Origin of the sequence: Acidiferrobacter sp. SPIII_3, assembly GCF_003184265.1 — a bacterium.
Lineage (GTDB): Bacteria > Pseudomonadota > Gammaproteobacteria > Acidiferrobacterales > Acidiferrobacteraceae > Acidiferrobacter.
In genome coordinates, this window is the sequence record NZ_CP027663.1 from 370,280 (window position 1) to 395,991 (window position 25,712).

Below are 25,712 nucleotides of genomic sequence, written 5' to 3' on the forward strand. Positions count from 1 at the left end.
TGCGTTGGCGGTCTTGAGGCCGCCTGCACAGTATAGGCCAAGACGCCGCTAGTGTTGACACCTCGGGCAATAATAGCTGCTGCGCGCCCCCGCCGTGAGCCGCGCGACCGGCGCCGCGCACCGCGGGCAGGGCGCCCCGGCGCGCCCATAGACGCGCAGTTGCTGCTGAAAATATCCCGGTTGCCCATCGCTTGCGGCGAAATCCTTCAAGGTCGTACCCCCCGCCGACACCGCCCGCGACAGGACCGCGATAATGGCGCAGGCGAGCGCGTCATAGCGCCCGGCGCTGATGCGTCCCGCCGGCCGGCGCGGATGGATGCCGGCCTCGAACAGCGCCTCATTGGCATAGATATTGCCGATACCAGCGACGACATGGCCGTTTAGGAGCAGGTCGCGGATGGCGATGGTCCGTCCCCGGGCCCGCCCGCGCAGATAGTGGCCGTCGAAGCCCGCCTCGAGGGGTTCCGGGCCGAGCGTGGCGATGAGGGGATGGGAGAGCGGGTCGTCGCTATGGAGCAGCGCCCCGAAACGGCGCGGGTCGCGCAGGCGGATGCGGATCAGCGGACGGCCGGCCAGTACGAGGTCGAAGGGCTCATGGGGCCCGGCCGGCGCGTCATCACCCACCACCCGCAGGCTCCCGGACATGCCCAGATGCAGGATCAGCGCCCCGCGGTCGAGCCACACCAGCAGATATTTGCCGCGCCGGCCGATGTCCCGGATCGTGCGACCGCGCAGGCGCTCGCCCAGATCGGGGGCAATCGGCCAGCGCAGGCGCCGATCGCGCACCACGAGATCGGCGATCCGTGCCCCGCGCATCCACGGGATGAGCCCCCGGCGGGTGGTCTCGACCTCAGGAAGCTCGGGCACCGGGGCCGATGGCGAGCAGGCGTTCGCCGATCTCCTGCGGAAAGTGATACTCGAGTCCCTGATCCGGTCTCAGCAACACGAGCTCGGGATGGGTCGAAAGGATGTCGATGACGAGCGTATGGCGGGCCGGCGTCCTGGCGGCGCCCCGTTCATGATAATGGATGACGACGCGTCCGGCCACGGGGGCGCCATGGTAGCGGGTGACCGAGAGGGCGCGCGCGTAGCGCCACGCATCCACGAAGCCATTTATGCGGTCATTGGAGACCCGGGCGGGGCTCGGGGTGGCATGCCAGATGCCGTCATGGCGGGTCACGGTCAGGTGCGGTAGCACAAAGCCCACCGGATGGATGTGATCGCCAAGCAGCCGGGTGCTCAAGAAGCTGTCACTCGTAAGCCTGCGCGGATGAATGATCTCGGCCGGCACCAGGGCAATGGTGTGTCCGGTCAAGACATAACGGAGGTCCCCAAACGGCCGGCGCCTGCCTATGAGGATGCGTCTGTGATTCAAGGTCACGATCGCCTGCGGCGGGGCCAGACCAAAGGCGCCGAGCGGTCTCCTCGGCGCCGCGAAGCGGTCGTGCGGCCTGGCGTCGACGATGTCGGTCAGGGCCTCCACCCGAAAGCGCGCGGCACGGGCCTTGAAGGGCCGCACGAGCTGCCAGCGTCCCGCCGCCTGCCGCAATCGGATCGTCGGCCGGCCCGGACGCGTGATCGTGATATCGGTGATGGCCGCGCCTTTGATCGGGGCAAGCGGCGGGGTTGGCGCCGCCGGCCGCGGTCCGGGCCGGGCCCACAGCACCCAGGCGAGCACGCCCGCCACGACCAGGAGCCCGATATTGGCAAGGCCCCGTCTCGTGAGGCTCATAGCCGCCGTCTCCGCCACCAGACCGCCGCGCCAGCCCCCAGCAAGAGCACCGGCAGCACCAGCAGGAATCCAAAGGCGATGACATCCTCCTCGGCGCTTGTGAGGGTCAGGGTCAGGTCCGGGGAGGCGCGGTTGGGGAGATTGATGAACGCGTCGTCGTGCGCGAGCCAGTTGGCGAGATTCATCGCCAGCGCCAGGTTGCCGCCCTCGCCGACGTAGCTGTTGGCGGCGAAATCGCTGTCGCCCAGGACCACGAGGCGCTGCTTCCCGTTTTTATACGGGCGCTCGAGGGCCGCGCCGATGGTGAGCGCCGAGGGTGTGGTGCCACGTGGCGGCGACACTAGGCCCGCGAGCCGCGCCTCCTGGGTCCAGGCGTCGGCGCCGGTCGCGAGGATGGGGATGGGTTTCAGGCCATGAACCGGTTCCAGGACGAGCGCCGCGGCGGTCGGGAACACCGTTACGAGATGCATGCCGCGCACCGGCCCGAGGTTCGGGTAGTGACGGATGGCGATGAAGTCCGGGCTTGCGCCGGTGAGCAGGCTCGAGGCCGGATCAACTGCATAACCTTTACGCAGGCGCACGCCAAGCCGCGCAAGGAGCGGCGAGAGGCCTTCGGCATGACCCGGTTCGAGCATGACAAGGAGGCTGCCACCGGTCTTGACGAAGCCTTGAAGCGTTTTGATCTCGCCTGCCAGAAAGCGTACGCGCGGGTCGGCGATGACCACGACCCCTTGGGTCCGCGGCGAAAGCGCGTGGCCGCTGATGTTGGCGGATGTGACGGTAAAGCCGCGCGCACGCAGCTCTCTTGCCCATGACGACAGGCCGAGTCCGGATCGGTCCTGTATCCCGCGCTCTCCGTTTCCGGTGAGGAAGGTGAGTCGACGGATGCCGGTCCGTTCAAGCCGCGCCAGCGCATTCGTGATACCGCTCTCCGAGGGCGCGGACACCAGGGCCTGCCGCCCCAGGTAGCGGATCTCGAGTTCTCCGTTGAAGCCGATGTCGAGGCGGCGCACCAGGGCCGGGTGCTTGTCGGGGTTTACGAATTTCAGATGGATGCCCGAGTCCACTCGCCGGTATTTGGCGATGAGCGCATCGAGCCCTCGCCGTATCCGCGCGCCATGGGCAAAGGCCTCGATCTCCACCGGGGCATGCAGCGACCGCACGATACGCACGCTTGGCCGGCTCAAGCTGTTGCGCCCGTTGGCCGTCCAGTCCGCCACATAGTGGAAACGGGCCGCGGCATACAGCGCGAGTGCCGCCACCACGAGCCACAGCACCACAAAGAGTCCGCGCCCGCCGGCGGTTGCCGCCCGATCCCAGTTCATCGTGTCCCCAGGCGGTCGGTTTCGAGCCGGCGCACGCTAAAGACGAGAAAGGTCGCCGTCAGCACCAGATAGTAGGCGACATTCGAGGTGTCGAAGAGTCCGCGCAGAAAGGGCTCGTAATGGTTCACGATCGAGAGGTAGCCCACGAGTGCGCCGCCCGCGCCGCGTCCGTGTCCGGCGTAGTCGACGATCCACAGAAAGAACACGACCCCGAAGGTGCCCATGGCCGCGACCGCCGGGTGGCGGGTCAAGGTCGACATGAAAAGCCCGATGGCGGCGAGGCTCGACGCGAACAAGACGAGTCCCACGAGGCCGCAGGCCAATGCCCCCCAATCGAGCCCGCCGCCTATGAGCAAGGACAGCGGCATGGCAAGGCTCATGAGGATGATGACCGCGTAGAAGCCCAGGATGCCGAAATATTTGCCGAGCACGATCTCGGTAAGGGACGCGGGCGAGGAATACAAAAGCGTCAAGGTCCGGTTGTGACGCTCTTCGGCGATAAGCCGCATGGTGGCAAGCGGCGTGATGAGCAAAAGCAGGACGCCGGCGTTGCCGAGCAAGGGGGTGGCGACAAGCGTCGTGAGGCCGGGCGCGTTCGGCAGCGTGGTGAGCCGCCCCTCTATCATGAGAAACAAGTTCACATGCCCAAGGAACAATCGCGCAAGTATGATCTGCGTGACCCCGAGGATGACGAAGGCAAGCGGTGACAGAAACAGCGCGCGCCACTCGCGCCAGGCGATGGTGCGTATCATGCCGCCTCCGGCGATTCGCCTGTCAATTCCACGAATATTGATTCGAGCGTGGAATGCTCGGGGTTGATTTCGCGTAACCCCCAGTCCCGCTCTATGGCCAGCCGCACGATCGCGTCGGTCGGATCGGCGCCCGGTTCGTGGAGGATGCGCACCCGGCCATCATCGCCCGCCGCCACCGAGCGTACCCCCGCGAGCTTGCCGATGGCATCCAGGTCCGGGGTCTTGCGAAACGCGGCGATGAGTGCTTGGGATTCCATGCGCGCCATGAGCGTATCGATGTCCTCGCTTAGCACCAGCCGGCCCTTATGGATGATCTGTACGCGGTCGCAGCTCGCCTGCACCTCCGGCAGGATGTGTGTCGAGAGGATCACCGCGTGCTCGCGGCCGAGTTCGCGAATGAGTGCGCGGACCTCGCGGATCTGGATGGGGTCGAGACCCACGGTCGGCTCGTCCAGTATGACCACGTCCGGATCGTGGATGATCGCCTGCGCGAGCCCCACGCGCTGCTGAAAGCCCTTCGACAGATTTGCGCTAAGCCGCCCGCCGACATCACCGAGCCCACAGCGCGCCTTGGCGCGTTCGCGCGCGGCACGCCGCTCCTTGCGCGGAATGCGGCGCAGCGCCGCCGCGTAGTCGAGATACTCGTCGACCGTGAATTCCCGGTACAGGGGCGGGTATTCCGGCAGGTAGCCGAGGTGTGCCTTGGCGTTCTCGGGGGCCTCATGCATGTCATGCCCGGCGATCAGGACGCGGCCTGACGACGGCGCGAGATTGCCGCTCAGCATCTGCATGGTGGTGGTCTTGCCCGCGCCGTTGGGACCGAGAAAGCCCAGCACCTCACCGCGACGTATCACAAAGCTCATGTCCGACACCGCCGCGTGGCGCCCGTAGAAGCGCGTGACCGCGTCGGTCTCGACGAGGACCTCGGGATTGCTCATGATCTCACCTTGGTCCCGCTCTCATAGGCGGCATTAAAGGCCGAGGGCGGCTTTTTGTCAACGGAGCGCGGGCGATGTCCGCCGATACCGACGAGCGGTATTTTCCCGTGTCCCGGGTGCGTTTGGGTGTGACCGCCCTTTCGCCGCCGCGCGCTTTTGGCGACAATACCATCCGGTTTCGTTACCAAGGGATCAATGTCCGTGAAAGTCCGAATCGAGCCAAGCGGTCACGAGTTCGACACCGCCCCCGGAGAGACGCTGCTCGAGGCCGCCGTGCGCGAAGGCTTCCATCTGCCCTACAGCTGCCGCAATGGCGCATGCGGGACCTGCAAGGGACGCGTCCTGTCGGGCACCGTGACCCATCAGCCCTACGAGGCCAAGGCCCTGAGCGAGGCCGAGAAGGCCTCCGGGCTCGCGCTCTTTTGTCGCGCGGTCCCCGAGGGCCCGGTCGTGATCGAGGCGCGCGAGATCGGGGTCGCGAAGGACATCATCATAAAGACCCTGCCGTGTCGCGTGGCGCGCATGGAGAAGCTCGCCCCGGATGTCATGCGGCTTTTCCTGAAGCTCCCGCAAAACGAGCGGCTCCAGTATCTGGCCGGCCAATACATCGATATCCTTTTGAAGGACGGACGCCGCCGCGGCTTCTCGATCGCAAACAGCCCGGCCGCCGACGAATTCCTGGAGCTGCACATCCGCCATGTGCCGGGCGGACTGTTTTCGGGGCACGTCTTCAACACCATGCAGGAGCGCGCGCTGTTGCGCTTCGAGGGACCGCTCGGCACCTTCTTTCTGCGCAACGACTCCGACAAGCCCGTGATCCTCATGGCCGCCGGCACCGGCTTTGCGCCGATCAAGGCGATCGTCGAACAGAGCATAGCCGAGGGAGGCAAGCGCCCCTTGCACCTCTATTGGGGCGCGCGCACGCGCGCCGATCTCTATCTCCATGATCTCGCGCTCGGATGGGCGGCCGAACATGCGCATATCCGCTATACCCCCGTGCTGTCGCGGCCCGGTTCCGGAGATGCCTGGGAGGGGCGAACAGGCTATGTCCAGGAGGCGGTCGCCGCCGACTGGCCGGAGCTCTCGGGTTTCGAGGTCTATGGCAGCGGACCGCCGCGCATGATCGAGGCGGCCAAGGGCGTGCTGGCATCGAGGGGTCTGCCGGCAGACGCCTTCTTCTATGATGCCTTCGAGTACGCCCGGGATCCCGTGCCGTCGCCATGAGCAGCCTTCACGCGCACCACGGGCATCATCACCACGAGGCCCACGATCATGATCACGGCCATGAGGCCCCGCGCGAGGGACGCGGCCTGTGGATGTCGCTCGCGCTGACCGCGGCCTTCGCGGTGATCGAGGCCGGTACCGGACTCATGGCGCACTCGCTCGCGCTCTTGAGTGATGCCGGCCACATGCTGTCGGATACGCTCGCGCTCGCCTTGTCGCTGTTTGCGGTGTGGATGGGACGCCGGCCGCCGTCGGCGCGCCACTCGTACGGCTTTGCGCGCACCGAGATCATCGTCGCCTTCGTGAACGGTCTCGTGCTTCTCGCGGTCGTGACCGCGATCGTGATCGCCGCCGTGCGCCGCCTTCAGCATCCGGAACCGGTGGCCGGCGGGGCGGTGATGGCGGTGGCCGCGCTCGGCATCCTCATGAACGGCGGCGTGGTCTATGCCCTGAGCCGCGAGCGCCACACGCTGAACACCCGTAGCGCGATCCTCCATGTACTGGGGGATCTGCTGGGGTCGGCGGCGGCATTGGTGGCCGGCGCCGTGGTCTACTTCACGGGCTGGGACCCGATCGACCCGATCTTGTCGCTCGTGATCTCCGGACTCATCCTGTACTCGACCGTGCAGCTATTGCGTGAGACTTTGAATGTGCTCATGGAGGGCGTGCCAAGCCACCTCGACCTGCGCGCCGTCGGCCGCGCGCTCGCCGAGGTCCCGGGTACGATATCCGTGCATGATCTGCATATCTGGACCCTGTCGTCGGGGACCATGGCCTTGTCCGCGCACGTGGTGGTGGACGACCTCGATCACTGGCGCGGGCTGCTCGCCGCCATGCAGGACCTTCTGCGCGAGCGCTTCGACATCGATCATGTGACCCTGCAGCCCGAAGTCCTGGACGTAGCCCTCACCCATGGCCGCCCGGTCATCCCCATCCACCCCCGAGCCTCATAAAAGTCACCCCCGCCGGTCAAGGGCCGTCCCTTGATTGCGAACGACGGCGCGGCGCAGGTGCGAGTTTCCGGATCGCCGGGGGCACTGCAAGCGAGGGCCGTCGGGTGACCCGCCCTTACGCCGCCGTCCCCCCTTGGGCATGATTGCGGTGAAGGGTTTGAGGCGGCCTTTGGATGGCGGCCTCCGAACCCTCTCGATGCCGGTATAGGGGTTTATCCCGACCGATAAAGGGCCGGTCGGCCGGGCCGCCTCGTCCCTCTGCGCCCCTGGACATTCCTCGGGAGCGCACGGCGGATAGCGACCGGCGTCCCTCGCATCGATCCCGTCGCGCCTCTCTCGCCCCGCGACTCGCCTCTCATCGCCAAGCCGCCGGCTTCTCACCATCAAGACGATGACTTCTAATCGTCAATGCGTAGACTTCTAATCGTCAGCGTATAGACTCCTCGCTCTTTGGGGTAAGGGCCCATGTACCAGCGATTGGTCGAACAGCGGGTGAAGGAAGCCCTCTCCGATACGCCCGTCGTACTCGTTGTCGGTCCGCGCCGCGCCGGCAAAACCACGCTTGTCCGAAAGATCGGAGCGGCGGGACGGGCCTATAGGACTCTCGACGACCCCGTTGTCCTCAACGCGGCGCGGTCTGATCCGGCCGGCTTCGTTCGGGGACTCGACGGCGTTGTCATCGACGAAATCCAGCGCGCCCCGGACTTGCTGCTCGCGATCAAGAAGTCGGTTGACGAGGATTACCGTCCCGGACGCTTCTTACTGACAGGCTCAGCCAACGTCCTGACCGTGCCGCGCGTGGCAGACAGCCTGGCCGGCCGGATGGAGACCATCCGCTTGTTGCCGCTGTCCCGCACCGAAATATTCGGACGGCTATCGACGTTCCTGGCTCGTCTGTTCGCGGGGACCCTACAAAGTGATCGTCAGGCGGTTTTGAGCGATGATCTCATGCAGCTCGTTCTCATTGGGGGATTTCCCGAGGTTTTAAGCCGTGACAGTGAGCGCCGGCGCCAGGATTGGGCCCGGTCGTACCTGACGTCGATCTTGATGCGAGACCTGCGGGACATCGCCGAGGTCGAGAGGCTGACGGAACTGCCGAGATTTGCGCGGTTGCTGGGTGAGCATTCGGCGCAGTTAATCAATTACTCACAACTGGGTGCCGGCATTGGTGTCAGCTACAAGACCGGTCAGCGCTACACGGCATTGCTCGAGCAGCTGTTCCTCGTGGCCACATTGCCGCCCTGGTATGCGAATACATTGAAACGGATCACAAGGACACCCAAGCTGCATTTTCTGGATTCGGGCGTGCTGGCCACCGTGCGCGGGCTCACCCTGGCGCGCCTGAAGGGGAATCGCGACGCGTTCCGCGCACTGCTCGAAAGCTTCGTCTTCTCCGAGATCTTAAAGCTTACGGCGGCGTCCGATTTGCGCCTTACGCCCTATCATTTTCGCGACCATCAGATGCGCGAAGCCGATATCGTATTGGAGCGCGACGACGGCCTCATCGCCGCCATTGAGGTCAAGGCATCGGCGACCGTAAGGTCGGCTGATTTCAATGGCCTGCGCATCCTGGCTCCGGCATGCCAACACCGATTCGCCTACGGTGTCGTGCTGTATGATGGCACCGACGTCGTGCCCTTTGGAGACCGTCTGGCGGCCGTGCCCTTGTCGTCCCTATGGGGTTAGAGGCGGGCCATGCAGGGATCCCGCGGGATCCGAAGAACGCTCGCGGGTGCGCGCCACGAGCCTGGGATGGTCGCGTGCCGGACGGCTTGTCATGTCTTCGGGCCCCTTGCTCATGGTCGCAATATCGGCTGCCGTACGCAACGGCGGCGTGACCAGACGCTGTGCGCTTCCGGGAGGGCGTATGGCAGGCAGACCAATCAGGGATTGCCGAAGGAGGTCCAGAACTCCTCGGAAAACGCGTGCCAGGGGGTTCGTTGACCCAGGGTGAGGACCAACGTCTCGGGCCGCCGCTGTGTCATGCCACCGCCGTGACCCGTATTCGCTATCTGCTGGGTGCATGGCGGCCGCCTCGGCCCGGTTTATCTTGCCCAAGGGCATGGCTATCTGTGCGCAGGTGCTTCGCGGCCCTTTCGCCTGCAGGCCGCGCCGCGATTTCTCCATGCCGCCCGTCCCCGTCACAGGCAAGAGAATCGCCATTCGCAACAGAGCCACGCAGATCAAGGTCTTTCGCACACCCCATCAAAGCGGTTAACCGGGGCGGCTCCCAACTTGTGTAGCGTATCGGTGCGGCTCATGGCGATCTTTTCGTGGACGCGCGCCACATAATGAAACGCTGGACCGAGCGCGAGAAGTAGATCGAATACGCCATTGCGGGCACGCCCAATATGGACAGCGCTCTGGCGGGTATCACGGCCAGGGCCTTTCGGTGCCATCGGCGTTGGAGATAGGCGGCGCGGCTGGAGGACGGGGAATGAAGCTTGCGGTCGTCCCTAGTCTGGCGCGAGCCATGCCCGCCGGATTCCGGCCACTATTGAGAGTTTCGGCTTTGCGCCCGAACGACACACCACTCTCGATAGGATAGGCTGTGGCCGCCACGATCCTCAAAGCAGAACACGACCGGCCCGCCGCCTCCGGCGCGCGGCTCGATCACCGCTTCGGGATAAGCCTGAGCTTGAGTTCCATTTCGGCAAGGTGTTCGAAATCCCGGTCGTCATGCAAGAGCGGCACGTCGTGTTCCACGGCGACGATGGCGATCAGGCAATCGTGGGGACTGCGCGGCGTGATGCCAGCCCAGCGACAGCGGGCATACAGTTCGGCCGCTGCGACATGCGTCGCAGCGCCTGACCGGGTTTTCAGCAAGGGCAGCGGGAGAAAATGCGCACGTAGCCGCTCAAAGCTCGAAGCATCAGTCGCGCCCTGGAGAATCTCCTGGACGATGACCGGTGTCACCGCGGCCTCGCCCAGTTCGAGCAAACGTTCGAGTATGGCCGTCGGCGTCGTCCGCTGTTTGCGTAGAAAATCGATCCAGACCGTCGAATCAACCAGGATCACGGTTCATCGCCCGCCGGACCGTGCGCACGTCGTAATCCGGCGCGATCAGGCCCTGACCGATGAGTTCCAGCACATCCCGCTGCTTGCCGCGGGCGACGAAATCCCGCAGCGCAAGATCCACCACCTCGCGCTTGGTTTTGACCTTGGCAAGACGCATGGCCTGTTTGATCAAGCGGTCATCGAGCACGATATTGGTACGCATATACACCTCCTAAGGTGTATCGTAGCCCGTCGTATGGTCGGCCGCAATACTTACTTAAGCAGCCCGCATGCCCAGGAGGGCGCCCTTTGCATCACTCAGAAATCGGGTAAGCTTGCGATATGACCATGGTTACCGCGGCACCGACGCTGTGCCCTTTGGAGACCGCCTGGCGGCCGTCTCCTTGTCGTTCCTGCGGGCCTGCGGGGTGAGGGCTATGCGCCGGCCGCGCATGGGGAGCGTCTTGAGCCGGGCAATCGCGTCGACATCGGGGTGCGGTCTCCCGGCCCGTCATGCGCAGATATGCCGGGGATCGGACGGACGATGGTCTCGCACATGCGCGTGCGAGCCTGCCCCGACCGTTCACCGTCGTCATGCTGGTCGCGGCTTTCCCGTCGGCCGCTATTCATGCCGTGATATGGGCACGAAGGTAGGAGAGGTGCGCATGGTCCAGACGCGCCCCCTCCGCTGACGGGGCCCGATACCGTTTGGGCCCCCGGCCTGTTCAGGACCCGACCTGTGGTCCGACCCAGCGCTTGAGCCGTTCCCGCGTTTGCGCCAACTCCGCGCCGCATATCACCTCGATGTTCAAGGCATTCGCGAGGCGTCGCTCGCTCTCGCGCAATGGGCGATAGGTCGCCAACATCCCGCGCGCCCCGAGACCACCCACGCGTTTGCTGATCTCCGAGAGCTTGAACAGCGTCTCGTTGGCCTTGGGGGATTCCGGCCTGTCCATGCGCGCGGTCTTGCATTCGACCATAAAGAGGCGGTTACGGGCCAGAAAGGCCACATCAATCTCGTTTTTGACGCCGCTTCCGTCCGCGACCGTCAGGTTGCTGGCCTTGTCGCGGACCCCCAATTCGCCGTGGGCCTCGGTCAGTGCGTCGTACATGTATTGTTCAAGCCAGCCCCCGCACGCAAACGCGCGGTCCGCCTCGCTCGTAAACTGAAGCGTATCTCCCGTGACCCTGAGGACCTCGGCCCCCTCAAAATTCCGCAGAAGGGCGTTGAGATCGGGATTGTCGAGCTGCGTGGGTGAAAGCCCGGTCCGAAGGGCCCTCTTGTTCTCGCAGTCCTGGCCGAGCCCATTGAGCTGGCCCAAGGCCTGCTCCATCCGGCCCACTTGGATTATGAGGGTTTGCAACAGCTCACGGTGGCGTGGTTCGAGGCCGCGGCGTGCGATATCCCCTTCGATCTCGAAGCCATAGCTGCGGAGATAGTGGCGGAGTCGGAGGTGCTCGGAGAGCTTGCGCCGGGTAGGTCTACCCTGACCCAGTACGATCATCTCGTCTGTGTCGACGTCGACATAAAAGACGCTCCAGTTTGCGGTGTCCGCGACGGATTTGGCGGCCAAGGCCATGAGCTTGGTCCCGCCCGTCACATTGAGGGCGACCGATGGGCCATTGCGGACGCCCGCGATATCGAGCAGCGCCGCTTCGAGGCCCGCGAAGTCATGTTCGTCATCCAGGTTGACGGTTTCCACCGTGATGCCGACATCGCGCAGTACGCCTCCCAGGGCTTCCGCACGCCGGCGCATCTTTCGCGAGGTGACGAGCACGGCCTCCTTGGGTTTCAGGTCCGGGTCAAGGGCGGCCAGCAGATTGGGCGCGGCCTGGTCGGATATCAACAGCACATGTGTGGTCGCTTTCATGACGAGACCCTGAGGATCTGGTATTCCTCGATACGCGCCCCGCATCCCTCCATCTCATCTGCGGTGAGCTCCCGACCGCGTGCCGCGGCGGGCAACGCGAGCGATACATGCAGATAGCGCGCACCACCTTGGCAGACGGCGGCGGCGAGGTTCACGGGCAGGGAGCCGATCACCGTGTCCCCCTGCCGGATGGCGGTGACATCCAGGTGCGTGATCATCGCGTCGATAGACAGGGACTGCCGCGCTATCCAGTGCCGGGCGCCGGGGTGTCGGCTTACAAAGTACGTCGTCATGGGTCCGTATCCGTTATGTGCTGGGCATCAGCATAGCGCGTGAGGCGCGGCCTCGCCTCTCCAACAATCTTGCCGATTCACATGAGGTATCCGCGTGAACGACAATGGCCCCCTGAAACCGCATGACGATCCTTGCCCCATCCCGCTTGCCACGACCGCGCTTGGTTCTTGGTCGTACACGACGAACCCGCAAAGTCGCGACCAATGCCGTGCGCGACAGGGGCCCGGACCTCATGGCGAACCGGGACAGTTATTTCGGCTCTTTATGGGTCATGGGATTCGCGGAACGTTGGCCGATGGTGAGCGGCACGCCGAGTGATACCGCCCAGCGCGACAGGATATCCATGCCGCCGCGCGCTATGGCAATGGCCTCCTCGGCATCTTTCTGCGTGAAATGTTTGCGCGCCGTGGAGCCGCTCGGCAGGGCATCGGGATATCGGGCGGTTAGATAGAAGCGGTCGAGCTTGATCACCTCTTGTTCCTCCCACCCCCCCTTCAATCGGCGCCATGGTGGAAAGTTCCTCTAGGGAATGGGTCTTCGGGATCGGGCCGTTGGCCGCCAACAGCCCCTTGAACGCCTTCTCGAGGGCTTGTTGGGCGTGGAAGCAGGCGGCCGCATACAGGCCCTGCTCGGCCAGAATCCGAGCGGCCTCCCCATCGTCTTGCGCGGCGTCGAACCAGCGGGCGCTGTCTTTCAGTTGGTCGGATAGGCTCATGCGAGGGTGTCCTTTTCCGCCCACAGATCGCGGAAAAACGGGTTCCCGGATCGCAGCTTCTCTGCGATCTCCTCGGAGGAGAGCGGCACGATATCGCACTCGAACGGCAGTCGCGCGACGTGCCGCGCGGCGTAAGCCAGGCTCATACGATCCAGGAAACGCTCACGAGCTATCCGGTCCCCGACCTCGACCAGGATGTCCGCGTCAGACCCTTCCGTCGCCTCGCCACGCGCCACCGAACCAAACAGCCAGATGCGCTTGGCCTCGAGGGCCGCAGCCAAAGGGGGGACAAGGCGGGTCCTACAGGCATCCCGTAGGATCCGAGAATGCGCGCGGGCGCGCCCCACGAGCGCGTGACGGTCGCGTGCCGGAAGACCAATCGTGTCCGGGGGCCCTTTGCTCATAACCGCAGTATCGCGCCGGCGCGTGCCGTACGCAACGGCGGCGCGGCCAAACCCATACACGTCCGCGGGTGTATGCGACGTGGGTCGGCATCCGGGATGTCGAAATGGGCCCAGCCCCCTCGGAAAACACGAGCCGGAATGATTGGCCCACCACGGGCCGGCGGCCGAGACCTAAGCCACCGCCACGTGATTCGGTCGGCATCAGCCCTCGCCCGCCATTTGTCGGATGTACGGGGTCTTGGCGGCCCGGTCTTGGCTGGAGGCCGCCTTGCCCGACTTGCCCCGGCCGCTCACAATCTTGCCGTTCAACACCAGGATATCCGCGTGAACGACAATAGCGTCATGAAACCTCATGACTATCCCCGCCGCATCTTGCTTGCCGTGACCGGGCTTTCGCCCCAGGTCCTGACCGAAACGCTGTATGCCCTTGCCGCGCAGGCGACGGACCCCTTTGTGCCGACCGAGGTGCGCATCATCACGACCCGTCAGGGGGCCGAGCACGCTCGCCTCAATCTCCTGTCGCAACAGATCGGCTGGTTCCACCGCCTGCGCGCCGACTATCACCTGCCCGAGATCGCCTTCGGGCCCGAGAATATCCTGGTCATACCCACGGCCACGGGCGAGGCCATGGACGATATCCGTAGCCCCGAGGACAACACGCGCGCCGCCGACTTCATCACCGAACAGGTCCGCGATCTTACCGCCGATGCCAATAGCGCCTTACACGTCTCGATCGCCGGCGGCCGCAAGACCATGGGCTATTACCTGGGATACGCCCTGTCCTTGTTGGGTCGCGAACAGGACCGGCTGTCGCATGTCCTTGTCAGCGCGCCTTACGAGAACAACCGCGATTTCTATTACCCGACACCCTATGAGCATGCGGTCCATGTGACCCAGGGCAGTAAGGATGTGGCCTACGACTGCCGCAATGCCGTGATCGATCTTGCCGACATCCCGTTCGTACGGTTACGAATGGGGCAGCCACGACGGTTGTCGGAGGGGCATATCACCTTTTCCGCGGCGGTGACGGCGGCCGCGCGCGCCACCCTCCCGCCACGGCTGGTGCTCGCGCCAGGCGAGGGCGGTGTCTGGGCGGATGATGAGCCCATCCCCCTGAAACCGACCGAGATCGCGGTCTTGTCGTGGTTTGCCTCGCGCGTCTGTGACGGTATCCCGGACGTGAGATGGGATGATCCGGAGGCGCCCGGCGAATTCCTGGATGGTCTGGGAAGGATGCTGGGTACGGCCGGCGGCGCCTATGAGAGGGCCGAAAGGGCGCTTGCGACCTGCAAGGGCGACCCCGACGCGATCGGCCGCTACTTCGAGCCGCATTTGAGTCGCATCAAGGGCGCGTTCCGGGAGGCGTTGACCGAGGCTGCCGCGGAGCGTTATCTGATCCAGCAGGAAGGCGCGCGGGGCGCGCGGCGCTATCGCTTGCCACTGTCCCCCGATCAGATCGAGAGACGAGGTTGGGAGTGACGAAGGCCTTGCGGCCGCGCCGAACGTTCTCGCGCACCGTGAATATCATGCGAAAGGACCCCGTCCGTCGGAGGCGCCGGCCAGCGCCTCCACCCCGCGAGGTCCAGCCCCCGGCGGCCCATGGGCGGTATCGGGACGCAGGATGCCGCGCTTGCGCATGTGGTTTCAGGGATGTGACCGTATTATGGGCCCCGGTCCTTGCGACCGTCGGCCCCTGAGACTAATGTATGCCTATTGGGCGTATCGCCTCGATAATGCCGCTCGAATTATAAATTCATAAGGTAGGGGGGATGAGCACGACGTTGTCGCCGAAAGAGGCGGAATCCGCGCGATTCCCAGTCCCGGTGCTACCGATCGCGCGCTACCGTTTCTCGTTTGTCGCGGAGGACGCGGTGGTGTTTCCGGCGATGGCCGGGTCGGCCTGGAGGGGTGTTCTGGGGCATGCCTTGAAGCGCACCGTATGTGTGACACGCGCGCCAGTGTGTGCCGGCTGTCTTCTCCAGTATTCCTGCAGTTACCCCTACATCTTCGAAACACCGCCGCCGCGCGCAAGTCGCAAGATGCGCCGCTACCGCACCGTGCCGCACCCCTACATCCTGGACACCCGCGGTTGCGATGGTCAGAACATCGCCCCCGGGCAGGCCGTGGCCATCGGTCTGACCCTCGTCGGGCGCGGCAACCAGCACCTCCCGTATCTGATCCATGCCCTCACGCGGGGCGCCGAGCATGGCATCGGGCGCGGTCGCGGCCGATTGGTGCTTGCCGAAGTGGTTCAGGAGTCCATGGCCGGACCCAGCGCGCCGGGCGCGCGCATCTACGCGCCGGGCGAGGCCCTGTCCGCGGCAGGACCAAAGACCCCAGACAACCTCGCCATGCCTTTATCGGGTGCAAGCCTGATCTTCGAGACCCCCTTGCGCGTCAAGCGCGAAGGCCGGTTTGTCGCCGCCGAAGCGCTCGCGTTCGCCGATCTCTTCGGAAGCCTGTTGCGGCGCATCTCGATGCTCATGGAGTTTCATGGGGAGGCGCCGCTCGAAACTGATTTTGCGGCGCTCATGGCCTTGGCGCGTCGCGTGGAGTTGGGGGAACGACAGCTTCACTGGAAGGAGGAGGGGCGTTACTCCTCGCGCCAGAAGGCACTGATGCGTATCGGAGGCATTGTCGGTGTGGCGGTCTTACCGGGCGACATGCCGGCCGCCTTATGGCCTTATGTATGGCTCGGACAGTGGGTTCATGCCGGCCATCTGACGACCATGGGCTTTGGAGGCTACCGCATCGCCGTGACGGATACCCTGGACCCGCAAGAATATCATGGGCGCCGGATGAGCGAGTCACCATGAAGCCACGCGCCCTCCTCGTTGCGCTTCACGGATGCGACCCGTGGTCGGGGGCCGGGAGGCGCACGGGAATCCAGGGTGTGGCGGCGCACCCCCCGCATTTCTCTCAGGTGTGTCGTTTCCGCAAAATCAGGGATATCGGCGTGCCGGCCGCTCGCGACCTCTTTTCCCGAAGGGGCATGCGCCGCGATTCCTCCGCATCACCCACAAAAGGCAAGAGAGTAGTCAATCGCAACCGATGCGCCGGTCCAGGCGGGGATTGGGGGGCGCATGAGAGGTCCGGTCGCCGGTTAGCTCGGCAAGTTTGCGGGGCCGGCGGCGCGTATCCGCCGGGTGCGACAATGGCCTCTATTCCGACCGCGGAGAGTAAGACGCCATGACCGACACCCTGGTAACCTGCCCGCATTGCGGGAATCAATTTCCCTTGAGCGAGGCGCTCACCGCGCAGTGGCATGCGGGGCTGGAGGCCGAACATGAGGCGCGACTGAAGGCCGCGGTTGCGGAGGCGCGGGCGCACGCCGAGCACGCGGTGTCCACGCAGATCGAGACCTTGAACCAGCTTCTCGAGGGTGCGAGCCAGAAGGCCCATGCGGCCGAGACCCGCGAGATCGAGTCGTTAAAAAACGCCCAGGAACTTAAGCGTGCCCAGGCCCAGGTCGTGGAACGGGCACGGCTCGAGGTCGAGGAGCGGCTGCGGCGTGAGACCGAGGCCACCCTGAAGGCCCGGCTTGCCGAGGCCGAACACAAGGCAAAGACCGATGCCGCGCTCGAGCGCGAGCGTCTGGAGGCGCGGCTTGCCGAGGAGCAAGGGAAGCGTCAGATCGCCGAGAAAGCCGAATTCACCCTGCGCCAGCAGGCCGAGGCCCTGGAGGCCCGTGCCCGGGAACTCGATCTCGAGGTGGCTCGGCAGTTGGGTGCCAAGAAGGCCGAGTGGGAGCAGGTCGTGCGTCATACCTTGGGGCAGGAGCAGGATCTAAAGCTCAAGGAAAAAGAAAAGCAGATCGATGGCATGAAGCAGGTCATCGACGATTTGAAGCGCAAGAGCGAGCAGGGTTCACAGGAGATGCAGGGCGAGGTCCTGGAGATCGATATCCAGGAGGCCTTGGAGCGCCAGTTTCCGCAGGATGCGATCCGCCCTGTTCCCAAGGGCATGAGCGGCGCGGACCTCATTCACGAGGTACGCGATGGGGCCTTCAACCCCTGCGGGGCGCTGGTCTGGGAAGTCAAGAACACCAAGCACTGGCAGGCCGCGTGGCTCGACAAGCTCAAGGCCGACCAGCGCGCGGCGGGCGCCGCCCTTGCCGTTCTTGTGAGTGTCGCCCTGCCTGACGGCGTGCGCGGCTTCGCGCGGATGGACGGCGTGTGGGTGTGCGATCTCACCCATTACCCGGCGCTTGCCGTGGCCCTGCGTGACCAGCTCCAGCAGGTCGCCTTTGCCCGCGCCGCCTCGCAGGGCAAGAACGAGAAGATGGAGATGCTTTATGCCTATCTGGCCGGCGATGAATTCCGCCACCGCGTGGAGACCATCGTCGAGGCCTTCACCGCCATGCGCGGGCAGCTCGACCGGGAGCGTCGCGCCATGATGAAACACTGGGCGGAGCGCGAAAAGCAGATCGAGCGCGTTATCGGCAGCACCACCGGCATGTACGGGGCGCTCGCCGGCATCATTGGCTCGCAACTACCCGAAATCCCAGCACTTGCGCTCGACGACGTCGAGCTTTTGAAGGACAACGATGCGTAACGGCAAGTTTGTCAGGCAACGGAAAGGCGCCGCGCACGACAATAATTACTCCGTGGAGAGTATATGATGAAGAAACTCGAATACACGGTCCGGTTTATCACCCCCGCATTCCTTGGTAACGCTGAACAGGCAGGCCAGTGGCGGACGCCGCCATTCAAGGCACTGCTGCGGCAGTGGTGGCGGGTGGCGTATGCCGCGGATCACAATTTTGACGTGGATATTGCTGATATGCGGCAGGAGGAGGGGCTGTTATTTGGCCATGCCTGGCTAGAGAGCGACCACGATGATAAAGGCAACAAGGTTGCAGCACGCAAGAGCCAGGTACGCATGAGGCTGGATCGTTGGGGTATAGGCAAGTTGATTCGCTGGCAGGGGCTGCCCTCTGTGTTGCACCCCGAAGTTCACCAGGCAGTGGGCAGCGATCTCTACCTGGGCTACGGCCCTTTGACGTTGCCACGAGGCGAACGACAGCCGAAGCTCAAGGCCAAAGCCGCCATACAAGCGGGTGAATCTGCAAGGATCTCGCTTGCCGTACCGGATGACAACGAATCACGCATCGGCCGCGCCCTTTGGTTGATGCACCACTATGGCACTCTGGGTGGCCGTAGCCGCAATGGTTGGGGTTCGCTCTCGCTCGAACCGGAGAACGAAGAATCAAAGAAGGCCCTGGAAGGGCATTCTGCTCCTCTCCAAAAGTGGACAATGTGCCTGAACACGGACTGGCCCTGCGCCATCGGCCAAGACGAACGAGCGCTAATCTGGCAAACACAGATGTCCAATGACTGGAAAGATCTCATGAAAAAGCTCGCCGAGATCAAAATCGGTCTACGGACACAATTCAGGTTTCCTAATGATCGCCCACCGCACCGGGCGCCGCTGTCGAGACACTGGCTATCCTACCCAATCACACGACACCAGACGTCCGCTTGGGATGGCAGCGCGCGCCTTCCGAACGCTCTTCGCTTTAAGGCGCGCCCCACCGTCGACGGAAAAGTGATCGGAGTGGTTGTCCATGTTCCGCACCTGCCACCTGCAGCGTTCCAGCCCGACCGGCGGACCATTGAGAATGTCTGGCAACGAGTGCATGCCTTTCTCGATGACCCCGGGCAGCAACTGACGCGTATTCCGGAGTAAACCATGTCCGACGATATGATTTGGAAAACCAAACTTGCTGCCCGCATTCACGACCCCGCGGAAAAAGCGCTGGTGCTGCTGCGTGATCCGGAAGGGCATGAAGGTGGCACGTCGCATGCGTTGAAGCGACTGCTCGGACTCGACCAGCCGCCAGAGCACATCGACCCGGACAACGAAGAAGTGTTATCGCGGGTGATTTTCAAGAAAGGCCTGCCGCTTTCCATCTATCGCCACGTCCAGCGCGCCGACTGGTGGGCGGCTGCCGCTGATCGACCGCAGTGGCCGATGCAGGAAATCACCGTCACGACGGCAAGCGGCAACCGAAAGACGCTCAAGGTGGCCGACTGGGCCCAAGTGCGCTGGGCGAAAGACCCTGTCCTGATTCACCCGCTGACCGGCGAGCAGTACAAACTACCAGGCGGCCTTAGCGAAACGGACATTCATGACATCAAGGAGCGTAGCTTCGCGCATTTCTCGCAAATCCTGGCCACGTTGGGTGCGCAGGCTGAAGCCCCACAGGACTTGCGCAAGGCCTTGCTGGCCTTCTGGCGCTTCGGCCCGGACCTCGCGGAGGATGAAGATTTCGGCAAGCTCGGCGAACTATGGAAACTGTTGCCCGCCGACACCCGTATCCCCGATCATTCGATCTGGGATCATCTCGACCTGACATCCGCCTTCGCCGGCGCCTTCGCTGCCGATGCCGAGGGTGAGATCGCGCTGCTGGCCGTATCCATCGGCCCGGTGCAGCCTTTCATTGCCGCCGCTCGCAAGATGGATGACCTATGGGCCGGGTCGCACCTGCTCTCGCGTCTTGCTTGGGAGGCCATGCGCCCGGTCTGCGAATCGCTCGGCCCGGATGCCGTCCTGTTTCCCCGCCTCCGTGGCATTCCGCAGGTCGACCTCTGGCTGCGTGATCAAATGGACTTGCCCGATAAATTGTTCGAGCGCTGCGAATGGCTGCAAAGCGCAACCGATGCCAACCCGCTGTTTTCCGCGGCGCTGCCCAATCGTTTCGTTGCGGTGGTTCCCGCAAGCCAGAGCCGGCAGATCGCCCAACAGGTGACGGGGGCGGTGCGCGAGTGGCTGCGAGATACGGGCGATGATGTAGTTTCCCGTCTATTGGATGTCGCAGGTCTCGATGGTGAGACGGCCACGCCTTACGAGCAGATGAAGAATCAGCTCGAAGGCTTCCCTGAAGTGCACTGGGCGGCCGTTCCATTCTCGCTTATCCGCGCGCGTAATATCGAAAAGCAAACCGACCTGGATGTCGCGACCCTGTCCGAGGCGATGGCGCCGTTCTTCGGCGGGGGCCAAGGCAAGCCCCATGGTTTCCTTGACACGCCCGCCTGGCAGGTGCTGCAAAAGGACATTGCTTGGGGCGACAACACGACGTTTTTTGCGCCCAACCCCGGAGTCCTCTATCCGGCCGTGTACGACTTGGCCGAGCGAGTGATGGCCGCCGCCAAGGCCGCACGCCCTTTCGGCCAAACCTCACAAAAAGGCTGGCGCTGCTCGCTCACCGGCGAAGGGGAGTGGCTAACCACGGACCTCGCGCAGCTTGCCATACCGCCTGGCAGTCGCAAGGACACCTTATGGACGCGCGTGTCAACGCACAAGCCGGCCTGGGCCAGGAAGGGCGAACACCTGGGCGCTCTGGCGGCTATCAAGCGGCTGTGGCCTACAATCTTTGCCGAGGAAGTCCGCGAGGCATTGCGGGCTGGCGAGGGAGGTAACCGGAGCCCCGGCGGCCGGTTCGTTGTCTCCACGCACACCATGGCATTGGCGCATCAGCTCGACCGGTGGGTGGAGAATGGTGGCCTGATTACCGGTGACCTAAATACGGACGAGGCCGAGAGCGTAGCCCTGCCGCGCCGACTCATGCGGCATAAAAACAAGGTGGCGATCGAGCGGGCCAAGCGCATCCCTGGACTCCTTGAGGCGGCGCGTGAGCGCGACAGCGAAGATAATGAGGCTTACGAGGGGGTGACGCGACAGGTGCGTCAGGCCCTGGCGCGGGGCTCAGCCGATAAAAAAGAAATCAAGCTCGAAGCCTACTACGCCCTGATCATGATGGACGGCGACCGCATGGGCGCCATTCTCTCAGGAGACGAAAATAACACAATCCGCTTTTGCGAAAGCCTCCATCCCAAGGTACAAAAAGGCTTCGACGAACATGCGGCGAGGCAAGAGCTCATTCGCCGTTACGGCACGCAAAAACGCCCCATCTCGCCCAATCGGCACCTAGCTATCTCCGGCGCACTGAACGATTTCTCGCAGACGGTGGTACGCCACGTGGTGGAGGAGGAGCACCTCGGACGGGTGATTTACGCCGGCGGCGATGACGTGCTGGCCATGCTGCCGGTAGCCGACATGCTCTCCGCCATGCAGCGATTGCGTCACGCCTACTCGGGTATCGATCCGGACCATGAGGGCGGTGTGTGGCACGGTTTAACCCTGCAAAACGGTTTTGCCGCCATCAAGGCGGGACATGGCGACAGAGAGCGCCTTCAGCTCATGCGCATGATGGGCCGCAATGCCACCGCCAGCTGCGGGGCCGTCATTGCCCATCACCAAGCGCCCCTGAGTGCGGTGATGCGCGAGCTGCGCGCCGCGGAAAAGCGCGCCAAAAACGAGGGTGGGCGCGACGCGTTTAGCATCACCGTCATTAAACGCTCCGGCGGGGCATTGCGTCTTACCGAAAAATGGGGTGAGCCGATAGCGCTTCTCAACGCTTTGATCGCATTCCTGCGTACTGAGGGCGTCTCGCGCCGCGCCGTATATAACACGCTTGAATGGCTGCATGATCTACCCGACCCGAACGAATCACCGGGCATGTTGGAATCGTTGATTGCCTATCAGTTTGATCGTCAGATCCAAGCAAGAGAAAATCAGAAAGTACGGAAAACGCACGATGTGCCTACATTGGCGGCGCGTATGGCCGCATTAACCACCAGGCAGCCCAAGGACCGCCTGAAATGGCTGGAAAATTTCCTTACCGTGGCCGAATTTCTCGCGCGCGAGACCCGCAGCGGCAATGGGCATGAGGCGGCAAGGGGCCGGGAGGACGCAGCATGAGTCAGAGCGTGTTTCTCGAACCACTGGATGTGCTTTTCCTGCGTGGTAACAAAGCGTTCGGCGACCCAGGCAGCTTTGGTGAAGCGTTGGTGCCGCCATGGCCGTCGGTGGTGGCGGGCGCGCTGCGATCGCGCATGTTGGCAGAGGACAAAAACGTGGACTTGGCGGCCTTTGCGCGCGGGGAGATCGTTCACCCGACGCTTGGCTCACCGGAGGAACCGGGCTCGTTCACCGTCACGGCTTTCCATTTGGCGCGAAAGAAATCAGACGGTGTTGTGGAGTTGCTGATTGCTCCTCCCGCAGACCTCGTGATATTCGAGAATGACGTGAGGAAACCGGCGGCCGTGCGCCTACTTAAGCCCACGGTGCCAGCCGGCGGACTGCACTCCTCGGCGCCGCTAGCTTTCCTGCCTGTGCTCGGCGAACACGAGCGGCGCAAGCCCGCAACGGGCTATTGGCTTACGGAAGCGGGCTGGAAGAAATACCTTGCCGGGACAGTGCCGGAAACAAGCGAGCTCGTAGAATCGACTACGCTGTGGTCTTTTGATCACCGCGTGGGTGTGGGGCTTGAGGCGAGTACTCGTCGAGCCTCCGATGGCCGGTTGTTTTCCATGCAGGCGCTGGCGATGTGTGCGGGTGTGGGCTTTCTCGCCTCTGTCGCGGGCGCAGAACCGCCAACGGAAGGTACCGTGCGCCTGGGTGGGGATGGGGGAGCCGCAGCAGTGTCGCTCGCCGAGGGGCCGCGAGAAGCGTCGGATTTTGCCGCTATCGCCGCCGCCCGCCGTTGTCGTCTTGTACTCACGACACCGGGTATTTTCGAAGGGGGCTGGTTGCCCACGGGTGTTTCCCAAATAGCCGAGGGTGATTATCGCTTCGAACTCCACGGCGTGCGAGCACGTCTCACCTGTGCCGCCGTGCCGCGCTTTGAGGTCGTCTCCGGATGGGATCTCGCGAACTGGCAGCCCAAGACCGCCCGGCGGGCAGTGCCCGCTGGCAGCGTGTACTGGTTGGCGGAGCTCGACGCCACGCCGGAGGCGCTACACAATCTTGTCGAGCGGGGCTTATGGGGTGAACCGTGCGAGGATGTGACTCGTCGCGCCGAAGGGTTCAATCGATTGACTTTTGCCGCTTATTGATAAAAGGACGGTGCCATGTTCGAAAAACACGCAGCAGTATTTCTCTACGCGGTCAGCCCCGTCCATATGGGCGCAGGCCAAGCGGTGGGTGTCATCGACAACCCCATCCAGCGTGAACGTCATACCACCCACCCCTGCTTCGCGGGTTCGGGCATCAAGGGCGCGGTGCGACATGGGTTCGAGGTCCTGGCAAGGGGTACAAATCACGATAAGCCCCTGAAAGAGATCATCAAGGCACTTTTCGGGCCGGATGCGGGGAGCGGTGATCTGCACGCGGGCGCCGTCAGTTTCGGCGACGCCCAACTCGTGGCCTTGCCGGTGCGCTCACTTAAAGGTGGGTACGTCTACGCCACCTCTCCCCAGGCACTCTCGCGCACGCAGCGACTGATGGCGCTGGTGGGCATCCAGACCGACTGGCCAGTTTTGCCCAAGCTAGTCGAGGGCGAGTGTCTGTTGGCAAATCGGATGCTCCTTACCGGCGATAAGCTGCATTTAGAGGTCTTTGAGTATACCGAGAAGGCTTCGCAGGCCGTGTCTAGGATATCGGAAGACCTCGCAGCGAAGGCACTACCGGCGGGTAATGCTCATGCCTTTTTCGTAGACAAGCTAAAAAGCGACCTCGTCGTCCTCTCGAATTCCGATTTCTCCTATTTTGCGCAGAACGCCATGCTGGTCGAGCCGCATGTGCGCATCGAGGAAAAGACGGGAACGGCCAAAGATGGCGGCTTGTTCTACACCGAGAATCTACCGCCGGAATCGTTGATGATCGCGCCGATCCTGGCGAGTAAAACGCGTACCGGGAAAGATGAGGAGCCAGCGGAGAGCGTGATGGCCAAGATCCGGAACGTGATCGACGGCAAGCTTTTGCAAATCGGTGGCGACGCGACCACTGGGCGTGGCTTGGTGGTGGCCAAGGTCGTGGAGGGCTGAGGTCATGAGTAAACCCACTCTGGAACAGCAACGTGCGCAGGACGCGTGGAGCCGGTGCGGCGATTATACCAAGGAGGACGTCAACATCGTCAAGGGTTTGCCGGCACTCATTATGAATAGCGGACTTATGCAGGTGCTGGCGTTTTGTCATGGAAAAAAGGGCGCGAACGAAAAGGTCGCGCAACATCTACGCGCCTGGCTTGCAAAGCGCTTCGAAGGCACGGCTCGCGCCGTCGATTTCGAACCGTTCATGCAGGCATTGCTGAATGCCAAGCCTGCTGATTATCAAGCCATAACCGCCGAAGCCTTCGCCTGGTTGCGATGGATGCGGCAGATGGCGCCCGCGCGCAATGCAGACAAGGGAGGCTAGTACCATGCCGATCGCGGCCGTACCCAAGTATCTGGGGCAAGAATTCAGCGACGCCTCGCCCGGGCTCAGGTTTGGGATGTACCTCAACCTCTGGGGCGTTAACCAGCGCACGAACGACGTGCTTTGGGAAACACACGACATTGCTTATGAGGAGCGTGGCCAGCAACGGCAGGAACGCGAAGTCCCACACGAAAATAAGTGTTTTGCCCTGAAAGGTGCCGGACGCTTGAACGACGCGGACAAGCGCGCGATGCGGGCCCTTGCCGAGCGCCAGTCCGCGTTGGCGGCGACGGTCGCGAATGAACAGTTGCTCCGCTTCGATGCCCACGCCGTCGCACCGTTCACCACGGGCCTGGGCAACGAACACCCACTGGAAAACGGCTTCGCTTTTTTGAGCCCCTACGGTTTGCCCTATCTTCCTGGTAGTGGGGTCAAGGGCGTCCTACGCCAAGCGGCCCGAGAACTGGCTTCCGGAGACTGGGGTGACACGTGCGGCTGGAGCGAGGACAAGGCCGACCCGCTTGATCCAGGGGAGGATCGAACCCACATTTCCCGCATTGACATTATGTTCGGTCTCGAGTCCCAGGACGGCGACCATGAACATCTGCGCGGCGCGCTTAGCGTCTGGGATGTGGTCCCCCAGATCAAGGGCGACAGCCTGATGGTCGAAATCATGACACCGCACCAGTCGCATTACTATCAGCAAAAAAGTGATCGCAAGAGGGGCAGTAGCATGAGCCCCCATGACTCCGGCCAGCCCACTCCCATCACCTTCCTCACGGTGCCGCCGGGTTCTGGTTTTACGTTCTTCGTCACTTGCGACACATCGCGTCTTTCCCGCCTTGCGCCCGAGCTCCTACAAACTCCCTGGGATTCTGATACCCCTCGGTGGAAGGCCCTTATGGCCGGGGTCTTCGAGCATGCTTTCGAATGGCTTGGTTTTGGCGCCAAGACAGCGGTGGGTTATGGGGTCATGAGTGAGGTGGGGGGCACGGACACCTTGTCGCAAGGCAAGGCGAAGGCTGAGGCGGCTGAAGTCATTTGGCAATCCGCAACATTAACCTACAATCCGGGATCGGGCGAGATAAAGGCAAGTTTTGAGGGCAAGGTGACGGCCGGGCTCAAGGGGCAGGATGCGGAAAAGCTGCTCTCGAAGCTCGATGAGGAGCGCGCCAGAAAGCTGCGGAAAAACAAAAAACTGTCGGATGTTCCGGCACGTGTCAGGCCCAATGGCAATATGTGGCTTTTGCTGGGTTTGGCTGAGTCTTGAGGATGTGGGGAGCCCTCGGAGGTCACGATTCCGAGGCA

23 protein-coding genes and 1 pseudogene are annotated in these 25,712 nt (G+C 63.6%); 12 read left to right on the forward strand and 12 right to left on the reverse strand.

Features of this window, described 5'->3' with window-relative positions:
* Nucleotides 1-48: 48 nt before the first annotated feature.
* From mutM to C4901_RS01945, 5 genes are read right to left on the reverse strand one after another with little or no spacing between them, the layout of a single operon-like run.
* Nucleotides 49-867 carry a bifunctional DNA-formamidopyrimidine glycosylase/DNA-(apurinic or apyrimidinic site) lyase gene (mutM, locus tag C4901_RS01925; protein ID WP_110135896.1) on the reverse strand — a complete coding sequence of 273 codons (819 nt, stop codon included), beginning with the start codon at nucleotides 865-867 and terminating at the stop codon, nucleotides 49-51.
* Nucleotides 851-1,732, reverse strand: coding sequence for a hypothetical protein (locus C4901_RS01930; protein WP_110135897.1), 882 nt, complete (start codon nucleotides 1,730-1,732; stop codon nucleotides 851-853). Before C4901_RS01930 ends, mutM begins: the two co-directional genes overlap by 17 nt.
* Entirely contained in the window at nucleotides 1,729-3,057 is a 1,329-nt protein-coding gene (locus C4901_RS01935; RefSeq protein ID WP_110135898.1) for a GldG family protein, read from the reverse strand. Before C4901_RS01935 ends, C4901_RS01930 begins: the two co-directional genes overlap by 4 nt.
* Nucleotides 3,054-3,809 carry an ABC transporter permease gene (locus C4901_RS01940; protein WP_110135899.1) on the reverse strand — a complete coding sequence of 252 codons (756 nt, stop codon included), beginning with the start codon at nucleotides 3,807-3,809 and terminating at the stop codon, nucleotides 3,054-3,056. Before C4901_RS01940 ends, C4901_RS01935 begins: the two co-directional genes overlap by 4 nt.
* Nucleotides 3,806-4,747 (reverse strand): ABC transporter ATP-binding protein, encoded by a 942-nt coding sequence (locus C4901_RS01945; RefSeq protein ID WP_110135900.1) that lies wholly within the window; start codon nucleotides 4,745-4,747, stop codon nucleotides 3,806-3,808. Before C4901_RS01945 ends, C4901_RS01940 begins: the two co-directional genes overlap by 4 nt.
* A 195-nt stretch (nucleotides 4,748-4,942) precedes the next feature.
* Between C4901_RS01945 and C4901_RS01950 the strand changes: the two genes are divergently transcribed.
* The 3 genes from C4901_RS01950 (at nucleotide 4,943) to C4901_RS01960 (ending at nucleotide 8,610) form a co-directional block, all read left to right on the forward strand.
* Complete coding sequence (locus tag C4901_RS01950) at nucleotides 4,943-5,971, forward strand: CDP-6-deoxy-delta-3,4-glucoseen reductase (RefSeq protein WP_110135901.1); 1,029 nt, start codon at nucleotides 4,943-4,945, stop codon at nucleotides 5,969-5,971.
* A complete protein-coding gene (locus tag C4901_RS01955) occupies nucleotides 5,968-6,924 on the forward strand; it encodes a cation diffusion facilitator family transporter (RefSeq protein ID WP_110135902.1) in 957 nt (318 codons plus the stop codon). The genes C4901_RS01950 and C4901_RS01955 overlap by 4 nt, the downstream gene beginning before the upstream one ends.
* Nucleotides 6,925-7,389: 465 nt before the next feature.
* A complete protein-coding gene (locus tag C4901_RS01960; RefSeq protein ID WP_110135903.1) occupies nucleotides 7,390-8,610 on the forward strand; it encodes an ATP-binding protein in 1,221 nt (406 codons plus the stop codon).
* Nucleotides 8,611-9,537: 927 nt separating this feature from the next.
* On the opposite strand, the gene C4901_RS01970 is transcribed toward C4901_RS01960, so the two are convergent.
* From C4901_RS01970 to C4901_RS17440, 7 genes and pseudogenes are all read right to left on the reverse strand, one after another.
* Nucleotides 9,538-9,942, reverse strand: a complete 405-nt coding sequence (locus C4901_RS01970) for a PIN domain-containing protein (protein WP_110135905.1) — start codon at nucleotides 9,940-9,942, stop codon at nucleotides 9,538-9,540.
* Nucleotides 9,929-10,144 (reverse strand): type II toxin-antitoxin system VapB family antitoxin, encoded by a 216-nt coding sequence (locus tag C4901_RS01975; RefSeq protein ID WP_110135906.1) that lies wholly within the window; start codon nucleotides 10,142-10,144, stop codon nucleotides 9,929-9,931. The genes C4901_RS01970 and C4901_RS01975 overlap by 14 nt, the downstream gene beginning before the upstream one ends.
* 502 nt (nucleotides 10,145-10,646) lie before the next feature.
* Complete coding sequence (locus C4901_RS01980; protein ID WP_168185488.1) at nucleotides 10,647-11,792, reverse strand: Card1-like endonuclease domain-containing protein; 1,146 nt, start codon at nucleotides 11,790-11,792, stop codon at nucleotides 10,647-10,649.
* Nucleotides 11,789-12,085 carry a CRISPR-associated protein Csx16 gene (csx16, locus tag C4901_RS01985; protein ID WP_110135908.1) on the reverse strand — a complete coding sequence of 99 codons (297 nt, stop codon included), beginning with the start codon at nucleotides 12,083-12,085 and terminating at the stop codon, nucleotides 11,789-11,791. The genes C4901_RS01980 and csx16 overlap by 4 nt, the downstream gene beginning before the upstream one ends.
* Nucleotides 12,086-12,335: 250 nt before the next feature.
* Nucleotides 12,336-12,801: pseudogene (locus C4901_RS19065) on the reverse strand (HEPN domain-containing protein).
* On the reverse strand, nucleotides 12,798-13,205 hold the full coding sequence (locus tag C4901_RS02000) for a nucleotidyltransferase family protein (protein WP_145960592.1): 408 nt from the start codon (nucleotides 13,203-13,205) through the stop codon (nucleotides 12,798-12,800). The pseudogene C4901_RS19065 and the gene C4901_RS02000 overlap by 4 nt, the downstream one beginning before the upstream one ends.
* Nucleotides 13,206-13,406: 201 nt before the next feature.
* The gene (locus tag C4901_RS17440) at nucleotides 13,407-13,559 is read right to left on the reverse strand and encodes a hypothetical protein (protein ID WP_168185490.1); all 153 of its coding nucleotides are present in this window, start codon (nucleotides 13,557-13,559) and stop codon (nucleotides 13,407-13,409) included.
* Here C4901_RS17440 and csm6 point away from each other — a divergent pair.
* The 9 genes from csm6 to cmr6 all read left to right on the forward strand — a co-directional run bounded on the left by csm6 (nucleotide 13,548) and on the right by cmr6 (nucleotide 25,674).
* Entirely contained in the window at nucleotides 13,548-14,684 is a 1,137-nt protein-coding gene (csm6, locus tag C4901_RS02005) for a CRISPR-associated ring nuclease Csm6 (RefSeq protein WP_110135911.1), read from the forward strand. The genes C4901_RS17440 and csm6 overlap by 12 nt on opposite strands.
* A 290-nt stretch (nucleotides 14,685-14,974) precedes the next feature.
* Entirely contained in the window at nucleotides 14,975-16,021 is a 1,047-nt protein-coding gene (cas6, locus tag C4901_RS02010; protein WP_110135912.1) for a CRISPR system precrRNA processing endoribonuclease RAMP protein Cas6, read from the forward strand.
* A 373-nt stretch (nucleotides 16,022-16,394) separates the two neighbouring features.
* On the forward strand, nucleotides 16,395-17,759 hold the full coding sequence (locus tag C4901_RS02015) for a DUF2130 domain-containing protein (RefSeq protein ID WP_110135913.1): 1,365 nt from the start codon (nucleotides 16,395-16,397) through the stop codon (nucleotides 17,757-17,759).
* A gap of 63 nt (nucleotides 17,760-17,822) precedes the next feature.
* Nucleotides 17,823-18,893: a hypothetical protein gene (locus C4901_RS02020; protein WP_110135914.1), complete on the forward strand. Its 1,071-nt coding sequence runs from the start codon at nucleotides 17,823-17,825 to the stop codon at nucleotides 18,891-18,893.
* A gap of 3 nt (nucleotides 18,894-18,896) precedes the next feature.
* Nucleotides 18,897-21,968, forward strand: a complete 3,072-nt coding sequence (gene cas10 / locus C4901_RS02025; protein ID WP_168185491.1) for a type III-B CRISPR-associated protein Cas10/Cmr2 — start codon at nucleotides 18,897-18,899, stop codon at nucleotides 21,966-21,968.
* The gene (locus C4901_RS02030) at nucleotides 21,965-23,104 is read left to right on the forward strand and encodes a type III-B CRISPR module-associated Cmr3 family protein (RefSeq protein ID WP_110135915.1); all 1,140 of its coding nucleotides are present in this window, start codon (nucleotides 21,965-21,967) and stop codon (nucleotides 23,102-23,104) included. The genes cas10 and C4901_RS02030 overlap by 4 nt, the downstream gene beginning before the upstream one ends.
* A 15-nt stretch (nucleotides 23,105-23,119) precedes the next feature.
* Complete coding sequence (cmr4, locus tag C4901_RS02035; protein ID WP_110135916.1) at nucleotides 23,120-24,034, forward strand: type III-B CRISPR module RAMP protein Cmr4; 915 nt, start codon at nucleotides 23,120-23,122, stop codon at nucleotides 24,032-24,034.
* A gap of 4 nt (nucleotides 24,035-24,038) precedes the next feature.
* On the forward strand, nucleotides 24,039-24,404 hold the full coding sequence (cmr5, locus tag C4901_RS02040; protein WP_110135917.1) for a type III-B CRISPR module-associated protein Cmr5: 366 nt from the start codon (nucleotides 24,039-24,041) through the stop codon (nucleotides 24,402-24,404).
* A gap of 4 nt (nucleotides 24,405-24,408) precedes the next feature.
* Complete coding sequence (gene cmr6, locus C4901_RS02045; protein ID WP_168185492.1) at nucleotides 24,409-25,674, forward strand: type III-B CRISPR module RAMP protein Cmr6; 1,266 nt, start codon at nucleotides 24,409-24,411, stop codon at nucleotides 25,672-25,674.
* Nucleotides 25,675-25,712: the final 38 nt, after the last annotated feature.

Coding starts and splice junctions, on each gene's coding strand:
- csm6 (WP_110135911.1), top strand. CDS start 13,548: ATGAAACCTCATGACTATCCCCGCCGCATCTTGCTTGCCGTGACCGGG.
- cas6 (WP_110135912.1), top strand. CDS start 14,975: ATGAGCACGACGTTGTCGCCGAAAGAGGCGGAATCCGCGCGATTCCCA.
- cmr4 (WP_110135916.1), top strand. CDS start 23,120: ATGTTCGAAAAACACGCAGCAGTATTTCTCTACGCGGTCAGCCCCGTC.
- C4901_RS02030 (WP_110135915.1), top strand. CDS start 21,965: ATGAGTCAGAGCGTGTTTCTCGAACCACTGGATGTGCTTTTCCTGCGT.
- cmr6 (WP_168185492.1), top strand. CDS start 24,409: ATGCCGATCGCGGCCGTACCCAAGTATCTGGGGCAAGAATTCAGCGAC.
- C4901_RS02000 (WP_145960592.1), bottom strand. CDS start 13,205: ATGAGCAAAGGGCCCCCGGACACGATTGGTCTTCCGGCACGCGACCGT.
- C4901_RS01955 (WP_110135902.1), top strand. CDS start 5,968: ATGAGCAGCCTTCACGCGCACCACGGGCATCATCACCACGAGGCCCAC.
- C4901_RS01950 (WP_110135901.1), top strand. CDS start 4,943: ATGTCCGTGAAAGTCCGAATCGAGCCAAGCGGTCACGAGTTCGACACC.
- C4901_RS01940 (WP_110135899.1), bottom strand. CDS start 3,809: ATGATACGCACCATCGCCTGGCGCGAGTGGCGCGCGCTGTTTCTGTCA.
- C4901_RS01960 (WP_110135903.1), top strand. CDS start 7,390: ATGTACCAGCGATTGGTCGAACAGCGGGTGAAGGAAGCCCTCTCCGAT.
- C4901_RS01930 (WP_110135897.1), bottom strand. CDS start 1,732: ATGAGCCTCACGAGACGGGGCCTTGCCAATATCGGGCTCCTGGTCGTG.
- C4901_RS02020 (WP_110135914.1), top strand. CDS start 17,823: ATGATGAAGAAACTCGAATACACGGTCCGGTTTATCACCCCCGCATTC.
- C4901_RS01975 (WP_110135906.1), bottom strand. CDS start 10,144: ATGCGTACCAATATCGTGCTCGATGACCGCTTGATCAAACAGGCCATG.
- C4901_RS01945 (WP_110135900.1), bottom strand. CDS start 4,747: ATGAGCAATCCCGAGGTCCTCGTCGAGACCGACGCGGTCACGCGCTTC.
- csx16 (WP_110135908.1), bottom strand. CDS start 12,085: ATGACGACGTACTTTGTAAGCCGACACCCCGGCGCCCGGCACTGGATA.
- C4901_RS02015 (WP_110135913.1), top strand. CDS start 16,395: ATGACCGACACCCTGGTAACCTGCCCGCATTGCGGGAATCAATTTCCC.
- C4901_RS01935 (WP_110135898.1), bottom strand. CDS start 3,057: ATGAACTGGGATCGGGCGGCAACCGCCGGCGGGCGCGGACTCTTTGTG.
- C4901_RS01980 (WP_168185488.1), bottom strand. CDS start 11,792: ATGAAAGCGACCACACATGTGCTGTTGATATCCGACCAGGCCGCGCCC.
- cmr5 (WP_110135917.1), top strand. CDS start 24,039: ATGAGTAAACCCACTCTGGAACAGCAACGTGCGCAGGACGCGTGGAGC.
- C4901_RS17440 (WP_168185490.1), bottom strand. CDS start 13,559: ATGAGGTTTCATGACGCTATTGTCGTTCACGCGGATATCCTGGTGTTG.
- cas10 (WP_168185491.1), top strand. CDS start 18,897: ATGTCCGACGATATGATTTGGAAAACCAAACTTGCTGCCCGCATTCAC.